We start from the raw sequence: 20163 nt of genomic DNA, 5'->3' as shown, positions 1-20163 counted from the left end.
GTCGCTCAGGGCGAGGCGCTGCGCGCGATCGCGTTGGCGATGTCGCGGCTCACGCTCCCGAGCGCGCGGCTGTGCGCGGCCACGAGCGCATTCCAGTCTGCGCCGGCGACGGGCTCGCGCACGAGCGAGCGGCCGGACAGCCCGTTTTCGTCGCCGAAGCGGCGCACGGACCAGTGCGCGTCGATCGCGACGGTATCGCCGGGAACGGATTCGAACTGCTGGATATCGACGCGCACGCGCCATGCTTGCGGGTCCGCGAGCGAGCGCGAGGCGGGCGCGACGCGATCGGACCCGAGCAGCAACGTGAGATCGCCTGCGATGGCGCTCGCGATGCTGCTGTTGAGCGGCTCGCCCCAGCGCGCGTATTCGTTGAGCGCGACTTCGTTGTTCGTGTTGCGCGTGACGATCTGCGGCCGGTCGACGAGATCGGGCACCGTCACCGGCCCGACGATCACCGGCCGCGAGTTCGTGCGCGCGGCCGTCGCGGCGAGCGAGGGATCGGTGCTCAGCCGGTAGAAGCTCGCGGGTGGCGAACCGCACCCGGCGAGCAGAACGGCGAGTAAGAGAGAGAGCAGAGTGGACCGCATCACTTCTTGTCCTCCGGCTTGCCGCGCAGCAACGCTTCCGGATGCTGCTGCAGATAGTCCGCGAGACTGCGGAACGAGGCCGCCGTGCGCGTCAGTTCCCGGACCGCTTCGGCCGTGTCCTGCTGCAGGCCCGAATCCGGCATGAGCGTGGAATGCGCCGCATCGAGCGCGGCGCGGGCGGCGGCGAGCGTGGTCGCGGCTTGCGGCACGACTTGCGTGTTGAGGCCCTGCATCAGCGCGGTCGTGCTGTTGAGCGTCTGCCGCGCGCTCGCGGTCAGTTCCTCGATCGGCAGCTTGTCGATGCGCGTCATGATGCGGTTGATGGAATCCTGCATCGATTCGAGGCCGCTCGGCGTCGTCGGCAATTCGGGCGGACTGCGGTTCCAGTCGATGCTCGCCTTCTTCGCGCCCGGGAAGAAATCGAGCGAGACGTACAACTGGCCGGTGAGCAGGCTGCCCGTGCGCAACTGCCCGCGCAGGCCGCGCGAGACGAGCACGTCCGCGAGCGCGCGCCGGTCTGTCGCCACCCTGCCGCCCGTCGGCCCCGTGGCGAATCGCGACGTGAAGCGCTCCGGATACAGCCTGATCTCGACCGGAATGCTGATGCGCTTCGTGACCGGGTCGAAGCGCGTGTTGATGGCCGCCACCTCGCCGACCTGGATGCCGCGGAATTCCACCGGCGCGCCCACGGCGAGCCCGCGCACCGAGCCCGAGAAGTCGAACACATAGTTATCGACGATGCGCTCCTGCACGCGCAGCGCCTCGGCCCGTGTCGGATACAGATTGAAGGTCGTGTTGGGCGGCGCCTCGGCCCAGCTGAGCGACACGGCGGGCGTCTCGAACGCGAGCCCGCCCACGAGGATCGAGACGAGCGATTGCGTGTTGACCTTGAGCCCGTCGGTGCCGAGCGTGAGGTCGATGCCGCCCGCCTGCCAGAAGCGCGAATCCGCGTTGACGTAGCGGTCGTAGGGCGCGTTGACGAATATGTGCAGCGTGACGCCGCTGCCGTCCTTGTCGAGCTCGAAGGACGTCACCTGGCCGACCTGCAGGCGGCGGAAATAGATCGGCGTGCCGACATCGACCGAGCCGAGATCCGTCGCCTTCAGCACGAACTGCCGGCCGGGCACGTCGCTCGCGAAGACCGGCGGCGTTTCGAGGCCGGTGTAATCGCGCCGGTCCTGCTTCGCGCGCCCGATATCCATGCCGATATAGGCGCCCGAGAGCAACGTGCTGATGCCCGACACCGAGCCGCCCGCCACGCGCGGCCGCACGACCCAGAAGCGCGTGTCCTCGACGAGCATGTTGGTCGCGTCGCGCGTCAGCTCGGCCGTGGCGACCACGCGCTTGTAATCCTTCGACAGCGCGACCGACTTCACGAGGCCGATGTCCACGTCCTTGAACTTGATCTTCGTCTTGCCGGCTTCGATGCCTTCGCCCGTCTTGAAGCTGATCGTGACGGTCGGTCCCTGTTCGAGCACGGTTTTCGCGGCGAGCCAGATGCCGATCACCACCGCGACCGCCGGAACGACCCAGACCCACGGAATGCGCCAGCGCTTCTTCGGCGCAACTTCCGCATCGGGGATATCGCCGGGTGTGTTCATCGCCTTTCTTCCCGTGGCGGCGCGCTGTCCCAAATGAGGCGCGGATCGAACGACATCGCCGCGAACATCGTCAGCACGACGACCGCGCCGAACGCGATCGCCGCCGGACCGGCCTCGATCGTCGCCATCGCGCTGAACTGCACGAGCGCGACGAGCACGGCGATCACGTAGATATCGAGCATCGACCAGCGGCCCACCAGCTCGACGATGCGGTAGATGCGCGCGCGCTGCACGTTGCGCTGCGTCATGCGCAGATTCGCGGTGGCGGCGAGATAGCCGATCGCGAGAATCTTGAGCATCGGCACGGCGATGCTCGCAATGAACACGATGATCGCGAGCGGCCACGATCCCGAATGCCACAGGTACACGACGCCGCTCATGATCGTGTCCTTCTGCGCGCCGAAGAGCGAGCTCGTGTTCATGACCGGCAGCAGGTTCGCGGGCACGTAGAGAACCGCCGCGGAGATGAGATACGCCCACGTGCGCGACAGGCTCGCGGGCTTGCGCAGATGCAGATGGGCGCCGCAGCGCGGGCAGCACAGATGGTCATGACGCAGCGTGCCGCGCGTGGAGAGCCCGCATTCGTGACAGACGCAGATGCCGCTCGCCGCCGCCGTGCGCCCGTGAAGCGGCGTGTCGGCGGGCATGCCGGGCGGTGCGCCTTCGATGCGCATCCACATCGCGCGCTCGTCGAACGCGGACGTCGCCGCGACGAGCAGCAGCATCAGCGCGGCGAGCGACCACAGCGCCGGCCCGGTGACCACCGACGCGATATGCGCGAGCTTCACGACCGCGACCAGGAGACCGAGCATCAGCACTTCGGTCATGCCCCAGTTGCGCGCGACGCGCAGCAGACGGAACACGGCGTCGGCGTGCCAGGGTCTGCGGTTCAGATACAGCGGCAGCACGAGCCACACCGTGCCGAGCGCCTGCAGCGCGGGCATCAGGATCGTCGTGACGAAGATGAGGCCGGCGAGCGGCCACATGCCGTCGCGATAGAGCACGCGCACCGCGCCGATCAGCGTCGTTTCGACGAGATCGCCGTTCACCGCGAGGCCGACGATCGGAAACGCATTCGAGATCAGCCACAGCACGGAGGCGGCGAGCGCAAAGGCGAGCGCGCGGTCGAAGCCGCGTCCGCGACGGCGATAGAGCACGGCGCGGCAGCGGCAGCAGCGCAGGGCGCCGCCGGGCGGCACGCTGCCTTCGCGCTGGATCAGATCGCATTCGTGGCACGCGATCAGCGGGCGCGCGTCGTGTTGGTCGCGATCTTCGGATGTGACCGTGTTCATTGCACCGTCTGCGAAGCGGGCTGGCCCGGTTTGGCGGAATCGCCGGATGGCGTCGCCGATTGTTGCTGCGTCGTCATCTTGTCGGCCGCGACGACCCAGCCGCCGCCCATCACCTTGTAGAGCGTGACGAACGACACGAGCGCGGCGGCCTGCGTCTGGGTCTGCGAAAGCTGGGCGTTGAAGAGGCTGCGCTCGGCGTCGAGCACTTCGATATAACTCGTGTAGCCGCCTTCGTAGCGCGCCCGCGCGAGCCGCGAGTAAGTGGAGAGCGCGACGACCTGCCGGCCCTGCACTTCGAGTTGCTCGTGCAGCTTCTGCGACGCGATGAGCGCATCGTCGACTTCCTGGAACGCGACCTGGATCGACTTCTGATACGTGAGCAGCGCCGCCTGTTGCTGCGCTTCGGCGGACTGCACCTGGCCCGAGATATTGCCCGCCGTGAAGATCGGCTGCGTGATCTGACCCGCGAACGACCACACGCGCGCCGGCCCCGTGAAGAGCGACGAGAACTGGCCGCTCGCGGTGCCGAGCAACCCCGTCAGCGAAATCTGCGGGAAGTAGAGCGCGCGCGCCGCGCCGATGAGCGCGTTGGCCGCGGCCAGATCCTGTTCCGCCTGAAGCAGGTCGGGGCGCCGCTCCAGCAGATCGGAGGGCAGGCCCGCCGGGATGACGGGCGTCGAGAGTTCGCCGAGCGCGCGGCCGCGCATGATCGGCCCGGGATTCGCGCCCAGCAGCACCGAGAGCGCGTCTTCCTGCTGAGCGATCTGCGTTTCGAGCTGCGGAATCGTCGCCAGCGATGCTTCGTATTCGGACTGGCTCTGCGCGAGCTCCATCTGCGAGACTTCGCCGCCTTCGAAGCGCAACGTGAACACATGCACCGATTCGGCCCGGCTTTGCGTCGTCGCCTTGGCGATTTCGAGCTGCTTGTCGAAGCTGCGCAGATTCAGATACGCCGACGCCACCGAAGCCACCAGCGACAGAATTGTCGCGCGCCGGCCTTCCTCGCTCGACAGCAGATTCGCGCGCGCCGCCTCGGTGAGCCGCCGGTTGCGGCCGAAAATATCGAGTTCCCACGCCGCCGACACCGATACCTCGAAGCTGTTGTAGACCGGCCCGAAGCCGTTGAGCGGCTGCGGCCCCGCCGCCGACGTGCGCTGCCGCGCGGCCGCCGCGCCTGCCGAGACCTGCGGGAACAGCGCGGCGCGCGTCGTGACGAACTGGCCCATGAACTGTTCGACGCGCGCCGCCGCAATCTTCACGTCCTTGTTGTTCGCGAGGGCCGTCGAGATCAGCTCATCGAGCACCGGGTCCTGGAACTGCTTCCACCATTCGGTGTTCGCGGTGTCGGCGACTTCGGCCGTGGCGAAGCGGTACGTCGCCGGGGTATCGACCGGCTGGCGCGAGTAGTTCGGGCCGAGCAGGCAGCCGCTGAGCGATAGTGCCGCGGCGAGGCTGACGAGAGTGCGCCGCATGTCAGTCTCCCTTGTTCGGAGCGGACGGCGAAGCATTCGAGCCGCTTCCCGGTGCGTTATGCGGCTTCGCATCGGCGGCGGGCGCTTCGTCGCCTTTCTTTTTCTTGGAGCGCGAGGACATCGTTTCCAGTCCCCAGAAGAACATCGGAATGAAGAACACCGCGATGACCGTCGCGCCGAGCATCCCGCCGATCACGCCCGTGCCGATGGAATGCCGGCTGTTCGCGGACGCGCCCGTCGCGATGGCGAGCGGCACGCAGCCGAGAATGAACGCGAGCGAGGTCATCACGATCGGGCGCAGGCGCTCTTCGGCGGCGGTCATCGCCGCGTCGTACACGGACGCGCCCGCTTCGCGGTTCAGCACGGCGAACTCGAAGATGAGAATCGCGTTCTTCGCGGCGAGCGCGACGAGCATCGTCAGGCCGATCTGGAAGTACACGTCGTTGTTGAGGCCGCGCAGAAGAATGGCGAGCAGCGCGCCGAAGATCGCGAACGGCACCGCCATCAGCACGCCGAACGGCAGACTCCACTTCTCGTACTGCGCGGCGAGAATCAGGAAGACCATGATCAGGCCGAACACGAAGACGAGCGCCGACGAACTGCCCGACTGCTTCGCCTCGTACGCCTCGCCGCTCCACCCGATGCCGTAGTCCGACGGCAGGTCCCGCGCGATATCTTCCAGCGCCTGCATGACCTGTCCGGACGCGTAACCGGGCGCGGCGTTCGCCGTGATCTTCACCGCCGGAAAGTTGTTGAAACGCGTGATGAGATCGGGCCCCGTCACATAGCGCGTCGTGACCATGGACTTGAGCGGCACCATCTCGCCGCTCTTGCTCTTCACGAAGATCTGCGTGAGGTCGTCCGGCTTCAGGCGGTATTGCGGCTCCGCTTGCAGAATGACCTGCCAGAGCCGGCTCGACCGGTTGAACTGCGACACGTAGAGCGAGCCGAACATCGTCTGCATGGCGCTGTAGACATCCTCGACGGGCACGCCGAGCGTTTCGGCCTTGTCGCGATCGACATTGGCGAGCATCTGTTGCGACGACGCGTTGAAGGTCGAGGTGACTCCCGTCAGCTCCGGGCGCGCCTTGGCCTTGGCGACGAAATCGTCGACGAGGGCCGCGAACTGCCCGATGGTCGCGTCGCCCTTGCTCTGAATCCACATCTCGGTGCCGCCCGTCGTGCCCAGGCCCGGAATCGACGGCGGATTCAACGGCACGACGATGCCCTCCTTGATCTGCGACAGATGCCTGTACGCGTCGACGAGCACCGCGCGCGCATTCTGCGTGCGGATATTGTCCGACTTGTAGCGCTCCTCGAAACTCTTGAAGCCGACGAAGAACGTCGACGAGTTGTTCTTGTTCTGGCTATCGAGAATGCTGAAGCCATCGACGGTCGTGATGCTGCCGACCGCCGGCTGCTTCATGAAGTATTCGGTGACGCGGTCCGATACCGCGCCGGTGCGGTCGAGCGATGCGGCATCGGGCATGATCACCGCGCCGAGCAGATAACCCTGATCCTCGGGCGGCAGGAACGCGGTCGGTATGTCGCGCATCATGACGACGGCGAGCGCGATCATGCCGGCGAAGAGCAGCAGCGCGATCGCGAAGCGCTTGATGACGAGCCGCACGACGCTCGTGTAGCCGTGCGTCATGCGCATGAACTGGGCATCGAACCAGCGGAAAAAGCCTTTTTTCTCGTGATGCCCGGGCTTGAGCAGCAACGAGGCGAGCGCGGGCGACAAGGTCAGCGCGACGAGACCCGAGATCACCACCGAGATCGCGATCGTGATGGCGAACTGCTTGTACATCTGCCCCGTGATGCCGCTCAGGAACGCCACCGGCACGAACACCGCGCAGAGCACGAGCACGATGGCCACGACCGGCCCGGCCACTTCGTCCATCGCCTTCTTGGCGGCGGTCTTCGGATCGAGCTTGTGCACCGTCATGTTGCGCTCGACGTTCTCGATCACGACGATCGCATCGTCCACGACGATGCCGATTGCAAGCACCATGCCGAACAGCGTCAGCATGTTGATGGAAAAGCCGAGGGCCTCCATGCCCATGAACGTGCCGACGATCGACACCGGCACCGCGAGCACCGGAATCAATGTGGCACGCAGGCTTTGCAGGAACACGAACACGACGATGACGACCAGCACGACCGCTTCGAAGAACGTATGCACCACGTCGGAGATGGAGGCGCGCGTGAACTCCGTCGTGTCCATCGCGATTTCGTAGTCGATGCCCTGCGGGAACGTCTTCTTCATCTCGGCGAGCGACGCGCGCACCTGCTTCGACACGTCGAGCGCGTTCGCGCCCGGCTGCTGATAGACGGCCAGCACCGTCGCCGATTTGCCCTGGAAGCGGCTGCGGATCGAATAGTCTTTCTGCCCGAGCTCGGCGCGGCCCACGTCCTTCAGACGCACGATCGCGGCGCCGCCCGATTGCGCGCGAATGATGATGTTCTCGAACTCGGCGGGCTCGGTGAGCCGCCCGGTCGTCGTCACCGCGAAGGACTGCTCGACAGGCGCGCCCGTCGGCGATTGCCCGAGGCGGCCCACGGCGAACTGCTGGTTCTGGTTGGCGACGGCGCGCTGGACGTCGGCGGCGGTGATGCCGAGTTGCGCCATGCGGTCGGGCTTGAGCCAGATGCGCATCGCGTAATCGGGCGTGCCGAAGATGCTCGACTGATTCGCGCCGGGAATCCGCTTGAGCGCGTCGAGGACATACACGTTCGCGTAGTTGGCGATATACGTCGCGTCGTAGCGTTCGTCGGGCGAATAGATCGCGATGACCATCATGAACGCCTGCGACTTCTTCTGCACCTGCACGCCCTGCGCCGTCACTGACTGCGGCAGTTGCGGCAAAGCGAGGTTCACGCGGTTCTGCACGTCGACCTGCGCGAGCTCCGGGTTCGTGCCGATCTGGAAGTACGCGTTGATGGTCAGGTTGCCCGTCGACGAACTCGACGAGCTCATGTAGATCATGTTGTCCGCGCCGTTGACCTGCTGCTCGATCGGCGCGGCGACGTTGTTGGCGACCACGTCCGCGCTCGCGCCCGGATAGGTCGCGGAGATCGTGATCTGCGGCGGCGTGATGTCGGGATACTGCGCCGTGGGCAGCGCGAGCATGGTCAGCGCGCCGCCCAGCGTGATGACGATCGAAATGACCGACGCGAAAATGGGACGGTCAATGCAGAAATGTGAAATGTTCATTGGCCTCTTCCGCGCGACGTGCTTTCGATAGTGGTCAGATCAAATCACTTTTCCGTCCCGCCGCTTGCGTTCTTCGTCTGCCCGAGCGACGCCTCCTGAGCGCCCGACGCCGCCGCGCCGCCCGCGGCGGGCGCTGCGGGTGCCGGGGGTGCCGCGACGACGCGAACCTGCGAATCCGCTCCGACCCGGATCGCGCCATCGACGATCACGCGCTCGCCCGCCTTCAGGCCGCTCGTGATGAACCAGTCGTCGCCATGCCATTCGCCGACTTCGATGACACGCTGATGCGGCTTCGACTGCTCGTCGAGCACCCACACGAAGTGGCTCTTCGCGCCCTGCAGCACGGCGCGTTGCGGCACGAGAATGGCGTTGGGCCGCAGCGCGCCCGTGACACGCGCCTTCACGAACTGGCCGGGCCGCAGCGTGCCTTGCGGATTCGCGAATACCGCGCGCACGAGAAACGTGCCCGTCTCCGTGCTGAAGGCCGGATTCGTGAAGTCGATGCGGCCGGTCTGCGGATAGACCGAGCCGTCGGCCTGGATGACGGTGACATCGAACTTGTTGTCGGACGGAAAGCGCAACTGGCCTTTCTTGATCTGCTCGCGATAAGTCAGCAACTCGTTCTCCGAGATGCTGAAATTCACCCACATCGGGTCGAGCTGATAGACGTAGGTGAGCAGGCCCGATTGCGTCGGCGTCACGTAGCTGCCTTCCTGCACGCGCGCGAAGCTGGAGAGGCCCTTGAGCGGCGAGCGGATCGTCGTGTAGCTCAGGTTGAGCTCAGCGGTCTGCACTTCGCCTTTCGCGGCGATGACGGCGGCCTCGGCGCTCTTCTCGTTGCCGACGGCGTCATCCAGATCCTTCTTGCTCAACGCGTTCATCGCGGCGAGCGGCTTCACGCGCGAGAGATTCTGCTGCGTGACGAGCAGCCGCGCCTGCTGCTGCGCGAGCGAGCCCTTGGCGGTCTGCAGCGCGGCTTCGAAGGGGCGCTTGTCCATGATGAACATCACCTGGCCCGCCTGAACGAGCGCGCCTTCGGTGTACACGCGCTTTTCCAGGAAGCCGTCGACGCGCGCGCGTATTTCGACTTCACGCGAGCTCTGCGTCTGCGCGGTGAATTCGAAATCGACGGGCGTCGTTTGCGCGGCGACGGTCACGACGGTGACATCGACGGCGGGCTTCGGCGCTTCGGGCGGCGGCTTCCTGCACGCCACGAGCGAGAGCGATGCGAGCGCGGCGGCCGCGACGAGACGCAGCGCGCGCACCCGGCGCGAGGGTTGAGCGAACGAGCAGCAGTCCAGCATCTGTTCCGACACGAACGCCATAGGCGCCTCCCTCTTGGGATGGCCGATCGTTGATGAGCGAGCGCGCCGGCAGGCGCCTCGCCACGACATGCTCGCGGTGTGCGTTTCAGCGAATGCGTGCCCGGAAGGCATGCGTTCGCCATGCGATGAAATCGCGCGGGACAGGACTCTTGGGCGACGTCAGCGAGCGCGAGCCTGATGCTTGTGATGTGTCGTAGCTGCCTCCGGTTTTGACGGTCGAGTTATAGCCAGAGATGCTCATGATTCGCCACGGCGTAGCGTGACGTGCGTGACGAGTCTACTAATAGCTGAATACGGATGAAAACGCCATAGCGTTTAATGCCATTTCCACTGAACGCTGTGGATCGGAATGTGCAGCAATTACTGAACAACTGGCAGGGCGAGGATTGTCTCGCACGCTTTCGGAAAGGGTATGGCGCAATGTGAAACGTCGGCACCGATTGTGCGCTGACGCTGTGGGAGCGAACGCTCGATCGTCTGTTGCGCGTTACGGCAGCAGGCGCCATGCTTCGCGTAAACCCCGTCAAAAGAAAGTGCCTCGCGTAAGAAACGGGTAAGCGCGCGCTTTTACCTTAGTCTCCAGCGCATCGAAAACAGAACTCGCCTGAAATGTATGCGCGAGAGCATCGGTTGACGTCCCCGCCCCGGGGATTTCCTTACTCATACGCATCGCTGATCGTTCGCGCGCCGCGCCGAACGCGGGCGTTGTCGCACGCAGAGAAGAGACTTTCATGCAGGAGACGGAAATGGATCTCAAGGTCGTAGAAAAAATCAAGTCGAGCGCCGCTTACCGCGAACTGGTGCGAAAACGCTCGAAGCTCGGATGGACGCTGACGGCGCTCGTGCTGGTCGTCTACTACGGCTACGTGTTGCTCATCGCGTTCAACAAGGATCTGCTCGCCGCGAAGATGGGCGCGGGCGTGATGACCTGGGGCATGCCGATCGGCCTGTTCGTGATCGTCTTCACGGTCGTGATCACGGGCCTCTACGTGCACCACGCCAACAGCACATATGACGAACTCACGGACCAGATCAAGCGGGAGGCCGCATGAAGCCGCAACGTATCTTCGCAGCAGGCGCGCTCTTCGCGGCCTCCGCCGGCGCCTTCGCCGCGGGCGGCGACCTCGGTCAGGCGGTGAAGCAGGCGACCAACTGGACCGCGATCTCCATGTTCATCGCGTTCGTGATCGCGACGCTCTTCATCACCAAATGGGCCGCGAAAAAGACACGCTCGGCGGCCGAGTTCTACACCGCGGGCGGCGGCATCACCGGCTTTCAGAACGGGCTCGCGATCGCGGGCGATTTCATGTCGGCGGCGTCGTTTCTCGGCATCTCGGCGGCGGTCTACAGCAATGGCTATGACGGCCTCATCTATTCGATCGGCTTTCTCGTCGGCTGGCCGATCATCACGTTCCTGATGGCGGAGCGTCTGCGCAATCTCGGCCGCTTCACCTTCGCCGATGTCGCCGCATACCGCTTCAAGCAGACGCCGATTCGCGCGTTCGCGGCGTCGGGCACGCTCGTCGTCGTGGCGTTCTATCTGATTGCGCAGATGGTCGGCGCGGGGCAACTCATCAAGTTGCTGTTCGGCCTCGAATACTGGATCGCGGTGGTGATCGTCGGCGCGCTGATGATGGTGTACGTGCTCTTCGGCGGCATGACCGCGACGACGTGGGTGCAGATCATCAAGGCATGCCTGCTGCTCGCGGGGGCTTCGTTCATGGCGTTCATGGTGCTGTGGCAATTCCACTTCAGTCCGGAAGCGCTCTTTGCGAAGGCCGTCGATGTGCACGAGAAGAAGGCGTCGATCATGGGGCCGGGCAACTTCATCAAGGACCCGATCTCGGCGATCTCCTTCGGCATTGCGCTGATGTTCGGCACGGCCGGCCTGCCGCACATCCTGATGCGCTTCTTCACCGTGCCCAACGCAAAGGAAGCGCGCAAGTCCGTGTTCTGGGCGACCACGTGGATCGGCTACTTTTACATCCTCACGTTCATCATCGGCTTCGGCGCGATCGTGCTGGTGAGCACCAACCCGATCTTCAAGGATGCGGGCGGCAAGCTGCTCGGCGGCACGAACATGGCGGCGGTGCATCTGGCGAGCGCGGTCGGTGGCAACGTGTTCCTCGGCTTCATCTCGGCGGTTGCGTTCGCAACGATTCTCGCGGTCGTCGCGGGTCTCACGCTTGCGGGCGCATCGGCGGTTTCGCATGATCTCTATGCGACCGTGTTCAAGAAGGGCAAGGCGTCGAGCGCGAGCGAACTGCGTGTGTCGCGCATGACGACGATCGTGCTCGGCATCGTCGCAGTGGTGCTCGGCATCGTGTTCGAGAAGCAGAACATCGCGTTCATGGTGTCGCTCGCGTTCGCGGTGGCGGCGTCGGCCAACTTCCCGGTGCTCTTCATGTCGGTGCTGTGGCGCGGCTGCACGACACGCGGCGCGGCCGTGGGCGGCTTCCTCGGCCTGCTCTCGGCGGTCGTGATGACCGTGCTCTCCAAAGCCGTGTGGGTCGATGTATTCCACTACGCGAGCGCGCCGTTCCCGTATGCATCGCCCGCGCTGTTCTCGATGGCGATCGGCTTCATCGGCATCTGGCTCTTCTCGGTGACCGACCAATCCGCGCGTGCGCGCATCGACAAGGCCGGCTTCGAAGCGCAGACGGTGCGTTCCGAAACGGGCATCGGCGCGGTCGAGGGCGCGAGCCACTGATCGCCCAGCGGCGGCGCGTTGTCCGATGCGCCGCCGCATTCGTATACCGGAGATGCCGCGCGCGTCGCGAATGGCGAGTAAAAAATGCGTTAAGCTCGATGGAACCGTGCAGGAAGCGCCTTACGCATTGGAGCGAGCCATGCAATTGCAGTGCCCCAGTCTTTTCGAGCAGTCGGCTTATATCGGCGGCGCCTGGGTCGACAACACTTCGCTGCCGCGCGTGCCTGTCACGAATCCTTCCACGGGCGAGATCATCGGCTCCGTGCCGCAAGTCACGGCGGAGCAAGTGACCGATGCCATCGAGTGCGCAAGTGCGGCGTTGCAGGACTGGCGCAACTGGAGCAGCCGCGAGCGCGCGTCGGTGCTGAGGGAGTGGGCACGCCTCGTCGAGCATCATCGCGACGATCTCGCCATCATTCTGTGCAGCGAGCAAGGCAAGCCGCTGCACGAAGCGCGCTCCGAAATCACGCAGGCCGCGAATTATCTGGACTGGTTCGCCGAGGAAGCGCGCCGCATCTACGGCGACAACATTCCCGCGCCGCGCCGCAATCAGCGCATCCGCGTGCTGCATCAGCCGGTCGGCGTATGTGGCGCGATCACGTCATGGACGTTTCCCTCGTCGATGGTCGCGCGACGCGTCGGCGCCGCGCTCGCGGCGGGCTGCACGGTCATTCATCATCCGGATCCGCAGACGCCGTACTCGGCGCTCGCGCTGTGCGCGCTCGGCGAGAACGCAGGCTTGCCGCGCGGCGTGCTGTCCGTGCTCACGGGCGAGGGCGAGCCGATCAGAAGCACGCTGCTCGCGAGCCCGGATGTGCGCAAAGTGTCGTTCACCGGTTCCATCGACGAAGGCAAGCGGCTGATGAGCCTGTGCGCGTCCACCGTGAAGAAGATGTCGCTCGAACTGGGCGCGAACTGTCCTTTCATCGTGTTCGACGATGCGGACATAGACCTTGCCGTTAAAGGCGCGCTCGATGCGCGTTTCCGTCACTCGGGCCAGGCGGCGATGTGCGCGAATCGCTTCTTCGTGCATGAAGACGTGTGCGAGACCTTCGTCGCGAAGCTCGTGTCGAAGGTCGCGTTGCTCAAGGTGAGCGACGGGCTGGACGAAGGCGCGCAGATCGGCCCGCTCATCGACGACGCGGCGGTGACGCGCATCGAAAGTCTCGTCGATGAAGCGGTCAGGCTCGGCGCGACGGTCGCGGCGGGCGGTTCGCGTGTCGCGCCCGGATCGAATTTCTTCAGGCCGACGGTGCTGACGGGCGTCGATCCGTCGATGAGCGTGTGCGGCGACGAAGTCCTCGGGCCGATCGCGAGCGTGCTCCCGTTCAGGGACGAGGACGACGTCATCACGTTCGCGAACGACACGCGCACCGGGCTCGCGGCTTACTTCTACACGGCGGATATCAGCCGCGCGTTTCGCGTGATGGAAGCGCTCGAATGCGGTGTCGTCGGCGTAAACGACAGCCTCGTCTTCAACGAAGTCGCGCCGTTCGGCGGCATCAAGGAGTCCGGGATGGGACGCGAGGGGGCGTCCTCGGGCGTCGAGGAGTATCTGGAGGCGAAGTACGTCTGTTTCGGAAATCTGGAGCGGTAGGGCTTCGACCCGCCATCACTCCGGCGGCCTCACCACCAGAATCGGCAAATGACTATGCGTCAGCACCTTTTGCGTTTCGCTTCCGAGCAATAGCCCGCGAATGCCGCCGTGACCGTGTGAGGCCATGACGATGAGATCGCAGTGCCGCGTCTTCGCCGTATCGAGGATCGCCTCATACGGGTGCGTTCCCGTAGGCGTTTCCGTGTCGCACTCCACGCCCGCCTGCACCGCGATGCTCCTGAGATTATCGAGGTAGAGCCGGGCGCGCGCCTGATCGGCGACCTGAAGCTCATCCTGATTCGCTCCGGCCATCTCGGCGCTGTACACGGTCGTATGAAGCGGCCGCACCATATAAAGACCGGTAATGCGCGCGTTGTTCTCTTTGGCGAGCGCAACCGCCATGCGCACCGCCGCTTCCGATAGCGCGGAACCGTCCGTGGGAACCAGCAGATGGTTGAACATGATGACGTCCTCCGGTTCTCTGGGGACATGAGGGAAATTCCAGTATAGGCGAGCGCCCGGGCAGCCTGCACGAAAATCACATCCGCCCAGGCTCCCTTCAGCGCACGCGATGAATGCTAGCGGCCCATCGCCGCCGCAGCCTCTTCATGCAGGCGCACGGTCATGACGGGCGCTTCGGGCCCCACGTGCGACAGCTTCATCAGACGCGGTTGCAGCAGCAGCGCGACGAGCCCGCTCCAACCCGTCTGATGCGAAGCGCCGACGCCGCGTCCGCTGTCGCCGTGAAAGTACTCGTGAAAGAGAATGAGATCCTGCGAGCGCGGATCGGCTTGCAGCATCGGATATGCAGCCATCACGGGCCGCTTGCCATCGGCATCTTTCAGGAAGAGCGTGCTGACGCGCCGCGACAGATCGTCGGCGATTTCATTCAGCGAATGCATCTTGCCCGATCCCGTCGGATGCTCGACGCGAAATTCATCCCCATAGTAGCGATGAAACTCGTAGAGCGATTCGATCAGTAGATAGTTGACCGGCATCCAGATCGGTCCGCGCCAGTTCGAATTGCCGCCGAACACGCGCGAATCCGACTCCGCGGGCACGTACCGGATGCAGACGTTCACGCCATCGTGATCGAAGACATAAGGCTTGTCGCAATGCACGCGCGACAATGCGCGCACGCCATAGTCGGAAAGAAATTCGCCTGGATCGAGCGTGCGCCGCAAAAGCGCTTTCATGCGATGTCCGCGCAATAACGAAAGCAGGGTGGTGTTGCCCTTGCCGGGCTCGGTCCAGCGCGACACGAGTTTCGCGAGATTCGGCCGATGATCGAGAAACCACGCAAGCCTTTCGCGCAGTCCCGGCAGATCGCCGTACACGCGCTCTTCGAGCACATGCACCGCGAAAAGCGGTATCAGCCCGACGATGGATCGAATGCGCATCGGCACGCGCGTGCCATTTGGCAGATGCAGCACGTCATAGAAGAATTCGTCGCTGCCGTCCCACAGGCCCGTGTTGCAGACTTCGCCGCAACTCACTGCTTCCGCGATATACAGGAAGTGCTCGAAGAATTTCACCGCGATCTCGACATACGACTCGTTGGTCATCGCGAGCTCGAGGCCGATCTGCATGAGGTCGAGCGCATACGAGGCCATCCATGCGGTGCCGTCTGCCTGATCGATGCGTCCGCCCGTCGGCAGCGGCTGCGAGCGGTCGAAGATGCCGATGTTGTCGAGCCCGAGAAAACCGCCCTGAAAAATGTTGCGGTCGTCGGCGTCCTTGCGGTTGACCCACCACGCGAAGTTGAGCAGCAGCTTGTGAAACATCACTTCGAGAAACGCGTGATCGCCGATGCCGGTCATCTCGCGATCGAGCTCGAACACGCGCCATGTCGCCCATGCGTGAACGGGCGGATTCGCATCGCCGAAGGCCCATTCGTACGCGGGCAATTGCCCGTTCGGATGCATGTAGCGCTCTTTCACGAGCAGCGCTAATTGCTTCTTCGCGAAGTCCGGATCGATCGTCGCGAACGCGACCGCATGAAACGCGAGATCCCACGACGCGTACCATGGGTACTCCCATTTGTCGGGCATGGATACGACGTCGCCGTTGCACATGTGCCGCCAGTCCGCATTGCGGCCATGCCGACGTTCTCTGGGCGGCGTGGGCTGGCCCGGATCGCCGTCATGCCAGCGCGTGACGTCGAACTGGTAATACTGCTTCGTCCATAACATGCCGGCGAGCGCCTGGCGCTGCACGAGACGCGCGTCGGCATCGTCGATGTCGTGTTGCAGCGTCGCGTAGAACTCGTCGGCTTCCGCTTCGCGGCGCGCGAAAAGCTGCGCCAGGTCGAGCGGCGGATCGTTCGAAACCGATGCCGGGCGCCAGCGCAGATACATCGCCGAGCGCTCATGCGGACCGAGTTGCAGACACGCATGCGCGGCGCTGCGCGTGCCGCGGTCGCGCCGGATCGCGTGCTCGTCGCCTTCGACGATATAGTCGTTGAAGCCGTCCTTGAATGATCCCGCGCCTTCGATGCCGAAGATGCGACGAACGTTCGTTTCGTTTTCGCAAAAGAGCCATTCGATGGGCGCTTCTGCCGAGGCCGTAACCAGCATCGCGCCATACGAAGGATTGTGCGCGACGACGCGCGCCCCTTCCCGCGCGTGCTGCTCGAACGTCAGCGAAGGCTTGCCCCACTTGCTCGACCACGACCATCGGTTGCGCGCCCAGAACTGCGGCAGCACATGCAGCGTCGCGGCCTCGTTCGCGCGATTCTCGATGGTTACGCGCATCACGATGTCATCGGGCGTGTGCTTCGCATACTCGACGCAGACATCGAAGTAACGATCGCCATCGAACACACCGGTATCGAGCACTTCGTATTCGGGAAGCGCCGGGCCGCGCCGCCTGTTCTCGTCGATGAGCTGCTGATACGGATAGGCGTCGTGCGGATACTTGTACAGCATCTTCATGTACGAATGCGTCGGCGTGCCGTCGAGATAAAAGTACAGCTCCTTCACATCCTCGCCATGATTGCCTTGCTCGTTCGTGAGGCCGAAGAGCCGTTCCTTGATGATCGGGTCACGCCCGTTCCACAATGCGAGCGACGCACACCAGTCAAGCGGGTCGTTGCCGAATCCGGCGATGCCGTCCTCGCCCCAGCGATACATCCGGCTGCGCGCATGATCGTGCGGAAAGTAATCCCAGGCGGTTCCGTATTCGCTGTAATCCTCGCGAACGGTGCCCCATTGACGCTCGCTCAGATACGGTCCCCAGCGTCGCCACTGGCCGAGTTCGGCGCCATGCAGGCGAGCGCCTTCTTTGGTTTGCAAGAGATGGATTGCGCGTAGCGGTGGCATGCGATCTCCGGTCCGGATAGCCATCCAATGGGTTCGATGCGCGGTTCTCCGATGATAAGCGAAGTGAAAAAAGCGCGGCATTGCCGCGCTGCGAAAATTACGACGTGCCGGGTTTATCGCGTTCCCGCGCTTCTCAGCGAGATTCCGTCCGGATGGGGATTCGCGTCGTTCATGTCTTCCGGAAGAAGGTTGCCGTCCGCGAGCCGCTGGTCCGCTTCCGCGATCTCCGGATAACGCTCGGGATAGAGATGCCGTTCGCTGATGGCGGCATCGAACGTGCGTGACCATTTCGCGATCACGACCGTCGCAAGGCTGTTGCCGATGGTGTTGCATGTCGCGATCGCCATCGACATGAAGCGGTATACGCCGAAGATCAGCGCGAGACCTTCGACGGGAAGGATGCCCGTCGACGTGACGGTCGCGGCGAACACCACGAACGATCCGCCCGAGACCGTGGCCGCGCCCTTAGACGTCAGCAGCATCAGCAACAGAATGCCGATCTGATGCTCGAGCGTGATCGGCACGCCATATGCATGCGCGATGAACATCACACCCATCGACATGAAGATCGACGTGCCGTCGAGATTGAACGCATAGCCAGTCGGCAGCACGAGCCCGACGGTCTGCTTCGCGCAGCCGAGCCGTTCGAGCTTGATCAGAAGACGCGGCAATGCGCTTTCCGAAGAAGCCGTGCCGAGCACGATGAAGATCTCGTCCTTGATATAGCGCAGGAAGCGCCAGAGGCTAAAGCCCGCGAGCCTGGCGATGATGCCCATGACCACGACGATGAACAGCACCACCACCGCATAGAAGCTCAGAACGAGTTGTGCGAGCGCGACCAGCACGGCCGTGCCGTTGCTGCCCACCGAGTACGCGACGGCGCCGAACGTGCCGAGCGGCGCGAGCTTCATCACGAGGTTGATGAATGAGAACAGCACTTCGGAAACGAGATCCAGCCCTTCGTTGATGCGCATGCGGCGGCGCTCGGGAATGGCGAGAATGCCGATACCGACCATCACGGCGAGCACGACCACTTGCAGCAGCTCGCCTTTCGCGAACGCGCCGATGAAGTTGTCCGGCACGACATGCATCACGAACTCGGTGAAGCCTTGTGGCGCGGCCTTGGCGGCTGTCACAGGCACGGCGCCGACCGTGACGGATGTCATCGCCTTGCCCGTTTGCAGCAGATTGCCCGCGAGCAGGCCGACCGCGAGCGCGATAGTCGACACGACTTCGAAGTAGACGATCGATCTCCAGCCGACGCGCCCCGCGCTCTTCACATCGCCCGCCGAAGCGATGCCGTGCACGATCGTGAGAAACACGAGCGGCGCGACGCCGGCCTTGATGAGCGCGAGAAAGATATCGCCGAGCACCTTCAGTTGCGCGCCGAACTTCGGAAAGACGAGACCGACCGCAATGCCGATCACGAGCGATAAAAGCACTTGCATGCCGAGCTTGCGATACCACGGCAGCTTCTTCGGCGGTGCGACGGTCGTGTCGTCGTGTGAGGCGTGTTCGTTTTGCATCGCATGCTCCTCCATGACCTTCGGTAATCAGATGTCTCTCGACAGCGCAATGGCCCGATCCACCATTTGCGGCGCGAGACCGAGATAGTTCGCGGGATCGGTCATGCGATCGATCGCGGCGCGGTCGAAGTGCTTCGTCACCTCGGGCAATGCAGCGAGCGCTTCCGCGAGCGTGCCGCCTCGTTCGTTCACCGTGCGGCATGCGTCGTACACGATGTCGTGCGCCTGCTGGCGTCCCGTGTAAGGCGCCATGCCCATCATCACCGCTTCCGCCACGATCAGGCCGCGGCTGATGCCGAGGTTATGCTTCATGCGCGCTTCATCGACGATCAGGCCGCCTAGCGCGAACTTCGCCTGATGCAACGCGCCCGACGTGAGAATGAAGCTCTCGGGAATCGCGATCCATTCCGCATGCCACGGCCCGGTGGCGCGCTCGAAGTCCTGGATCATCGCGTCGACCATGAGCCCTGCGTGTTGTCGCACCGCTTTCGCCGCGGCAAGCATGAGTTCGCTCGAAATCGGATTACGCTTTTGCGGCATGGTGCTGCTCGCGCCGCGTCCCTTGACGAAGGGCTCGTACACTTCCCCGAATTCCGTCGACGCCATGATCATGATGTCCATCGCGATCTTGCCGAGCGATCCGGTGACGAGCGCGAGCAGGTTGACGGCCTCGGCGAATCCATCGCGCGCGACATGCCAGGTCGTCGCGGGCACGCCGAGCTTCAGCTCATCGGCGAGCGCCTTCTGCACCGCGAAGCCGTTGTCTGCGAGCGATGCCAGCGTGCCCGCCGCGCCCGCGAATTGGACGACGGCCACGCGCTGACGCATCTGCGCGACGCGTTCCTGATGTCGATCGAACATTGCGAGCCAGATCGCGACCTTGTAGCCGAACGTGACGGGCAGCGCCTGCTGCAAATGCGTGCGGCCGGCCATCGGCGTATCGCGATACTTCTTCGCGAGGTCCGCGAGAATCGCGCGCAATTCGCGAATGTCGCCCTCGATGGATTCGAGCGCATCGCGCACTTGCAGCGCGACAGCGGTATCCATGATGTCCTGCGTCGTCGCGCCCCAATGAACATAACGTCCGGCGTCGCCGCACATGGCGACCATCTGATGCACGAGCGGCAGGATCGGATAGCCGACGATGTCCGTCTCCTCGCGCATGTGATCGAAGTCGATGCGCTCGATCGTCGATTCGCGCGCAATCACTTCGGCGGCCTCCGCCGGGATCACGCCCGTGCGCGCCTCGGCCTTTGCGAGCGCCACTTCGACGTCGATATAACGCTGCACCAGCGCGTGATCCGAGAACAGCGCACGCATTTTCGCGGTGCCGAAGGCGTCGCGAAACAGCACGGAATCGAACACGGTGCTGGCGAGGGGAGAAACGGAAATTGTCATCGTGACCTCATGTTCAAACGAAATAAACGGGGCAGGACATGCAATATGTCCGGACATATGCAGATTAATATGTTCGAACATATCGATCAAGCTATGATTTACCCTGACCACCCGAAAA

Annotated in this window: 13 protein-coding genes; 3 read left to right on the top strand and 10 right to left on the bottom strand. The window is 64.2% G+C overall.

The genetic code is table 11. The annotated features are described in order from the left end of the window. Positions 1-5: 5 nt before the first annotated feature. The 6 genes from NCS58_RS23865 to NCS58_RS23840 are packed head-to-tail and all read right to left on the bottom strand — an operon-like array spanning position 6 to position 9494. The gene (locus NCS58_RS23865) at positions 6-587 is read right to left on the bottom strand and encodes a membrane integrity-associated transporter subunit PqiC (protein ID WP_061117221.1); all 582 of its coding nucleotides are present in this window, start codon (positions 585-587) and stop codon (positions 6-8) included. Continuing rightward, the gene (locus NCS58_RS23860) at positions 587-2188 is read right to left on the bottom strand and encodes an intermembrane transport protein PqiB (protein ID WP_061117220.1); all 1602 of its coding nucleotides are present in this window, start codon (positions 2186-2188) and stop codon (positions 587-589) included. The genes NCS58_RS23865 and NCS58_RS23860 overlap by 1 nt, the downstream gene beginning before the upstream one ends. Then, positions 2185-3480: a paraquat-inducible protein A gene (locus NCS58_RS23855; protein WP_061117219.1), complete on the bottom strand. Its 1296-nt coding sequence runs from the start codon at positions 3478-3480 to the stop codon at positions 2185-2187. The genes NCS58_RS23860 and NCS58_RS23855 overlap by 4 nt, the downstream gene beginning before the upstream one ends. Further along, positions 3477-4952, bottom strand: a complete 1476-nt coding sequence (locus NCS58_RS23850; protein WP_061117218.1) for an efflux transporter outer membrane subunit — start codon at positions 4950-4952, stop codon at positions 3477-3479. The genes NCS58_RS23855 and NCS58_RS23850 overlap by 4 nt, the downstream gene beginning before the upstream one ends. 1 nt (position 4953) lies before the next feature. Next, positions 4954-8169: an efflux RND transporter permease subunit gene (locus tag NCS58_RS23845; protein WP_061117217.1), complete on the bottom strand. Its 3216-nt coding sequence runs from the start codon at positions 8167-8169 to the stop codon at positions 4954-4956. Between the two features lie 44 nt (positions 8170-8213). After that, complete coding sequence (locus NCS58_RS23840) at positions 8214-9494, bottom strand: efflux RND transporter periplasmic adaptor subunit (protein WP_061117216.1); 1281 nt, start codon at positions 9492-9494, stop codon at positions 8214-8216. Positions 9495-10240: 746 nt separating this feature from the next. On the opposite strand from NCS58_RS23840, the gene NCS58_RS23835 reads away from it, so the two are divergent. The 3 genes from NCS58_RS23835 (at position 10241) to NCS58_RS23825 (ending at position 13801) form a co-directional block, all read left to right on the top strand. Then, a complete protein-coding gene (locus NCS58_RS23835) occupies positions 10241-10546 on the top strand; it encodes a DUF485 domain-containing protein (protein WP_061117215.1) in 306 nt (101 codons plus the stop codon). Further along, positions 10543-12204 (top strand): cation acetate symporter, encoded by a 1662-nt coding sequence (locus NCS58_RS23830; protein WP_061117214.1) that lies wholly within the window; start codon positions 10543-10545, stop codon positions 12202-12204. Before NCS58_RS23835 ends, NCS58_RS23830 begins: the two co-directional genes overlap by 4 nt. Positions 12205-12343: 139 nt before the next feature. Next, positions 12344-13801, top strand: a complete 1458-nt coding sequence (locus tag NCS58_RS23825; RefSeq protein WP_061117284.1) for an NAD-dependent succinate-semialdehyde dehydrogenase — start codon at positions 12344-12346, stop codon at positions 13799-13801. Positions 13802-13816: 15 nt separating this feature from the next. Here the strand turns inward: NCS58_RS23825 and NCS58_RS23820 are convergent, their stop codons facing one another. The 4 genes from NCS58_RS23820 to NCS58_RS23805 form a co-directional block, all read right to left on the bottom strand. After that, entirely contained in the window at positions 13817-14263 is a 447-nt protein-coding gene (locus tag NCS58_RS23820; protein ID WP_061117213.1) for a universal stress protein, read from the bottom strand. Positions 14264-14379: 116 nt separating this feature from the next. Beyond that, positions 14380-17121 carry an MGH1-like glycoside hydrolase domain-containing protein gene (locus NCS58_RS23815; RefSeq protein WP_061117212.1) on the bottom strand — a complete coding sequence of 914 codons (2742 nt, stop codon included), beginning with the start codon at positions 17119-17121 and terminating at the stop codon, positions 14380-14382. A 113-nt stretch (positions 17122-17234) separates the two neighbouring features. Continuing rightward, a complete protein-coding gene (locus NCS58_RS23810) occupies positions 17235-18647 on the bottom strand; it encodes a cation:dicarboxylate symporter family transporter (RefSeq protein WP_250477702.1) in 1413 nt (470 codons plus the stop codon). A 27-nt stretch (positions 18648-18674) separates the two neighbouring features. Beyond that, positions 18675-20045, bottom strand: a complete 1371-nt coding sequence (locus tag NCS58_RS23805) for an adenylosuccinate lyase family protein (protein WP_061117211.1) — start codon at positions 20043-20045, stop codon at positions 18675-18677. Positions 20046-20163 lie beyond the last annotated feature (118 nt).

The organism is Caballeronia sp. INML3B (assembly GCF_023631305.1).
GTDB lineage: Bacteria > Pseudomonadota > Gammaproteobacteria > Burkholderiales > Burkholderiaceae > Caballeronia > Caballeronia turbans.
Note: the sequence above shows the minus strand (reverse complement) of the source record. Positions and strands in the feature narration are given on the sequence as shown.

Bases quoted from the DNA above. Each gene is read 5' to 3' on its own strand.
- NCS58_RS23820 (WP_061117213.1), bottom strand. From the start codon at position 14,263: ATGTTCAACCATCTGCTGGTTCCCACGGACGGTTCCGCGCTATCGGAA.
- NCS58_RS23850 (WP_061117218.1), bottom strand. From the start codon at position 4,952: ATGCGGCGCACTCTCGTCAGCCTCGCCGCGGCACTATCGCTCAGCGGC.
- NCS58_RS23840 (WP_061117216.1), bottom strand. From the start codon at position 9,494: ATGGCGTTCGTGTCGGAACAGATGCTGGACTGCTGCTCGTTCGCTCAA.
- NCS58_RS23855 (WP_061117219.1), bottom strand. From the start codon at position 3,480: ATGAACACGGTCACATCCGAAGATCGCGACCAACACGACGCGCGCCCG.
- NCS58_RS23825 (WP_061117284.1), top strand. From the start codon at position 12,344: ATGCAATTGCAGTGCCCCAGTCTTTTCGAGCAGTCGGCTTATATCGGC.
- NCS58_RS23860 (WP_061117220.1), bottom strand. From the start codon at position 2,188: ATGAACACACCCGGCGATATCCCCGATGCGGAAGTTGCGCCGAAGAAG.
- NCS58_RS23805 (WP_061117211.1), bottom strand. From the start codon at position 20,045: ATGACAATTTCCGTTTCTCCCCTCGCCAGCACCGTGTTCGATTCCGTG.
- NCS58_RS23845 (WP_061117217.1), bottom strand. From the start codon at position 8,169: ATGAACATTTCACATTTCTGCATTGACCGTCCCATTTTCGCGTCGGTC.
- NCS58_RS23830 (WP_061117214.1), top strand. From the start codon at position 10,543: ATGAAGCCGCAACGTATCTTCGCAGCAGGCGCGCTCTTCGCGGCCTCC.
- NCS58_RS23835 (WP_061117215.1), top strand. From the start codon at position 10,241: ATGGATCTCAAGGTCGTAGAAAAAATCAAGTCGAGCGCCGCTTACCGC.
- NCS58_RS23810 (WP_250477702.1), bottom strand. From the start codon at position 18,647: ATGCAAAACGAACACGCCTCACACGACGACACGACCGTCGCACCGCCG.
- NCS58_RS23815 (WP_061117212.1), bottom strand. From the start codon at position 17,121: ATGCCACCGCTACGCGCAATCCATCTCTTGCAAACCAAAGAAGGCGCT.
- NCS58_RS23865 (WP_061117221.1), bottom strand. From the start codon at position 587: ATGCGGTCCACTCTGCTCTCTCTCTTACTCGCCGTTCTGCTCGCCGGG.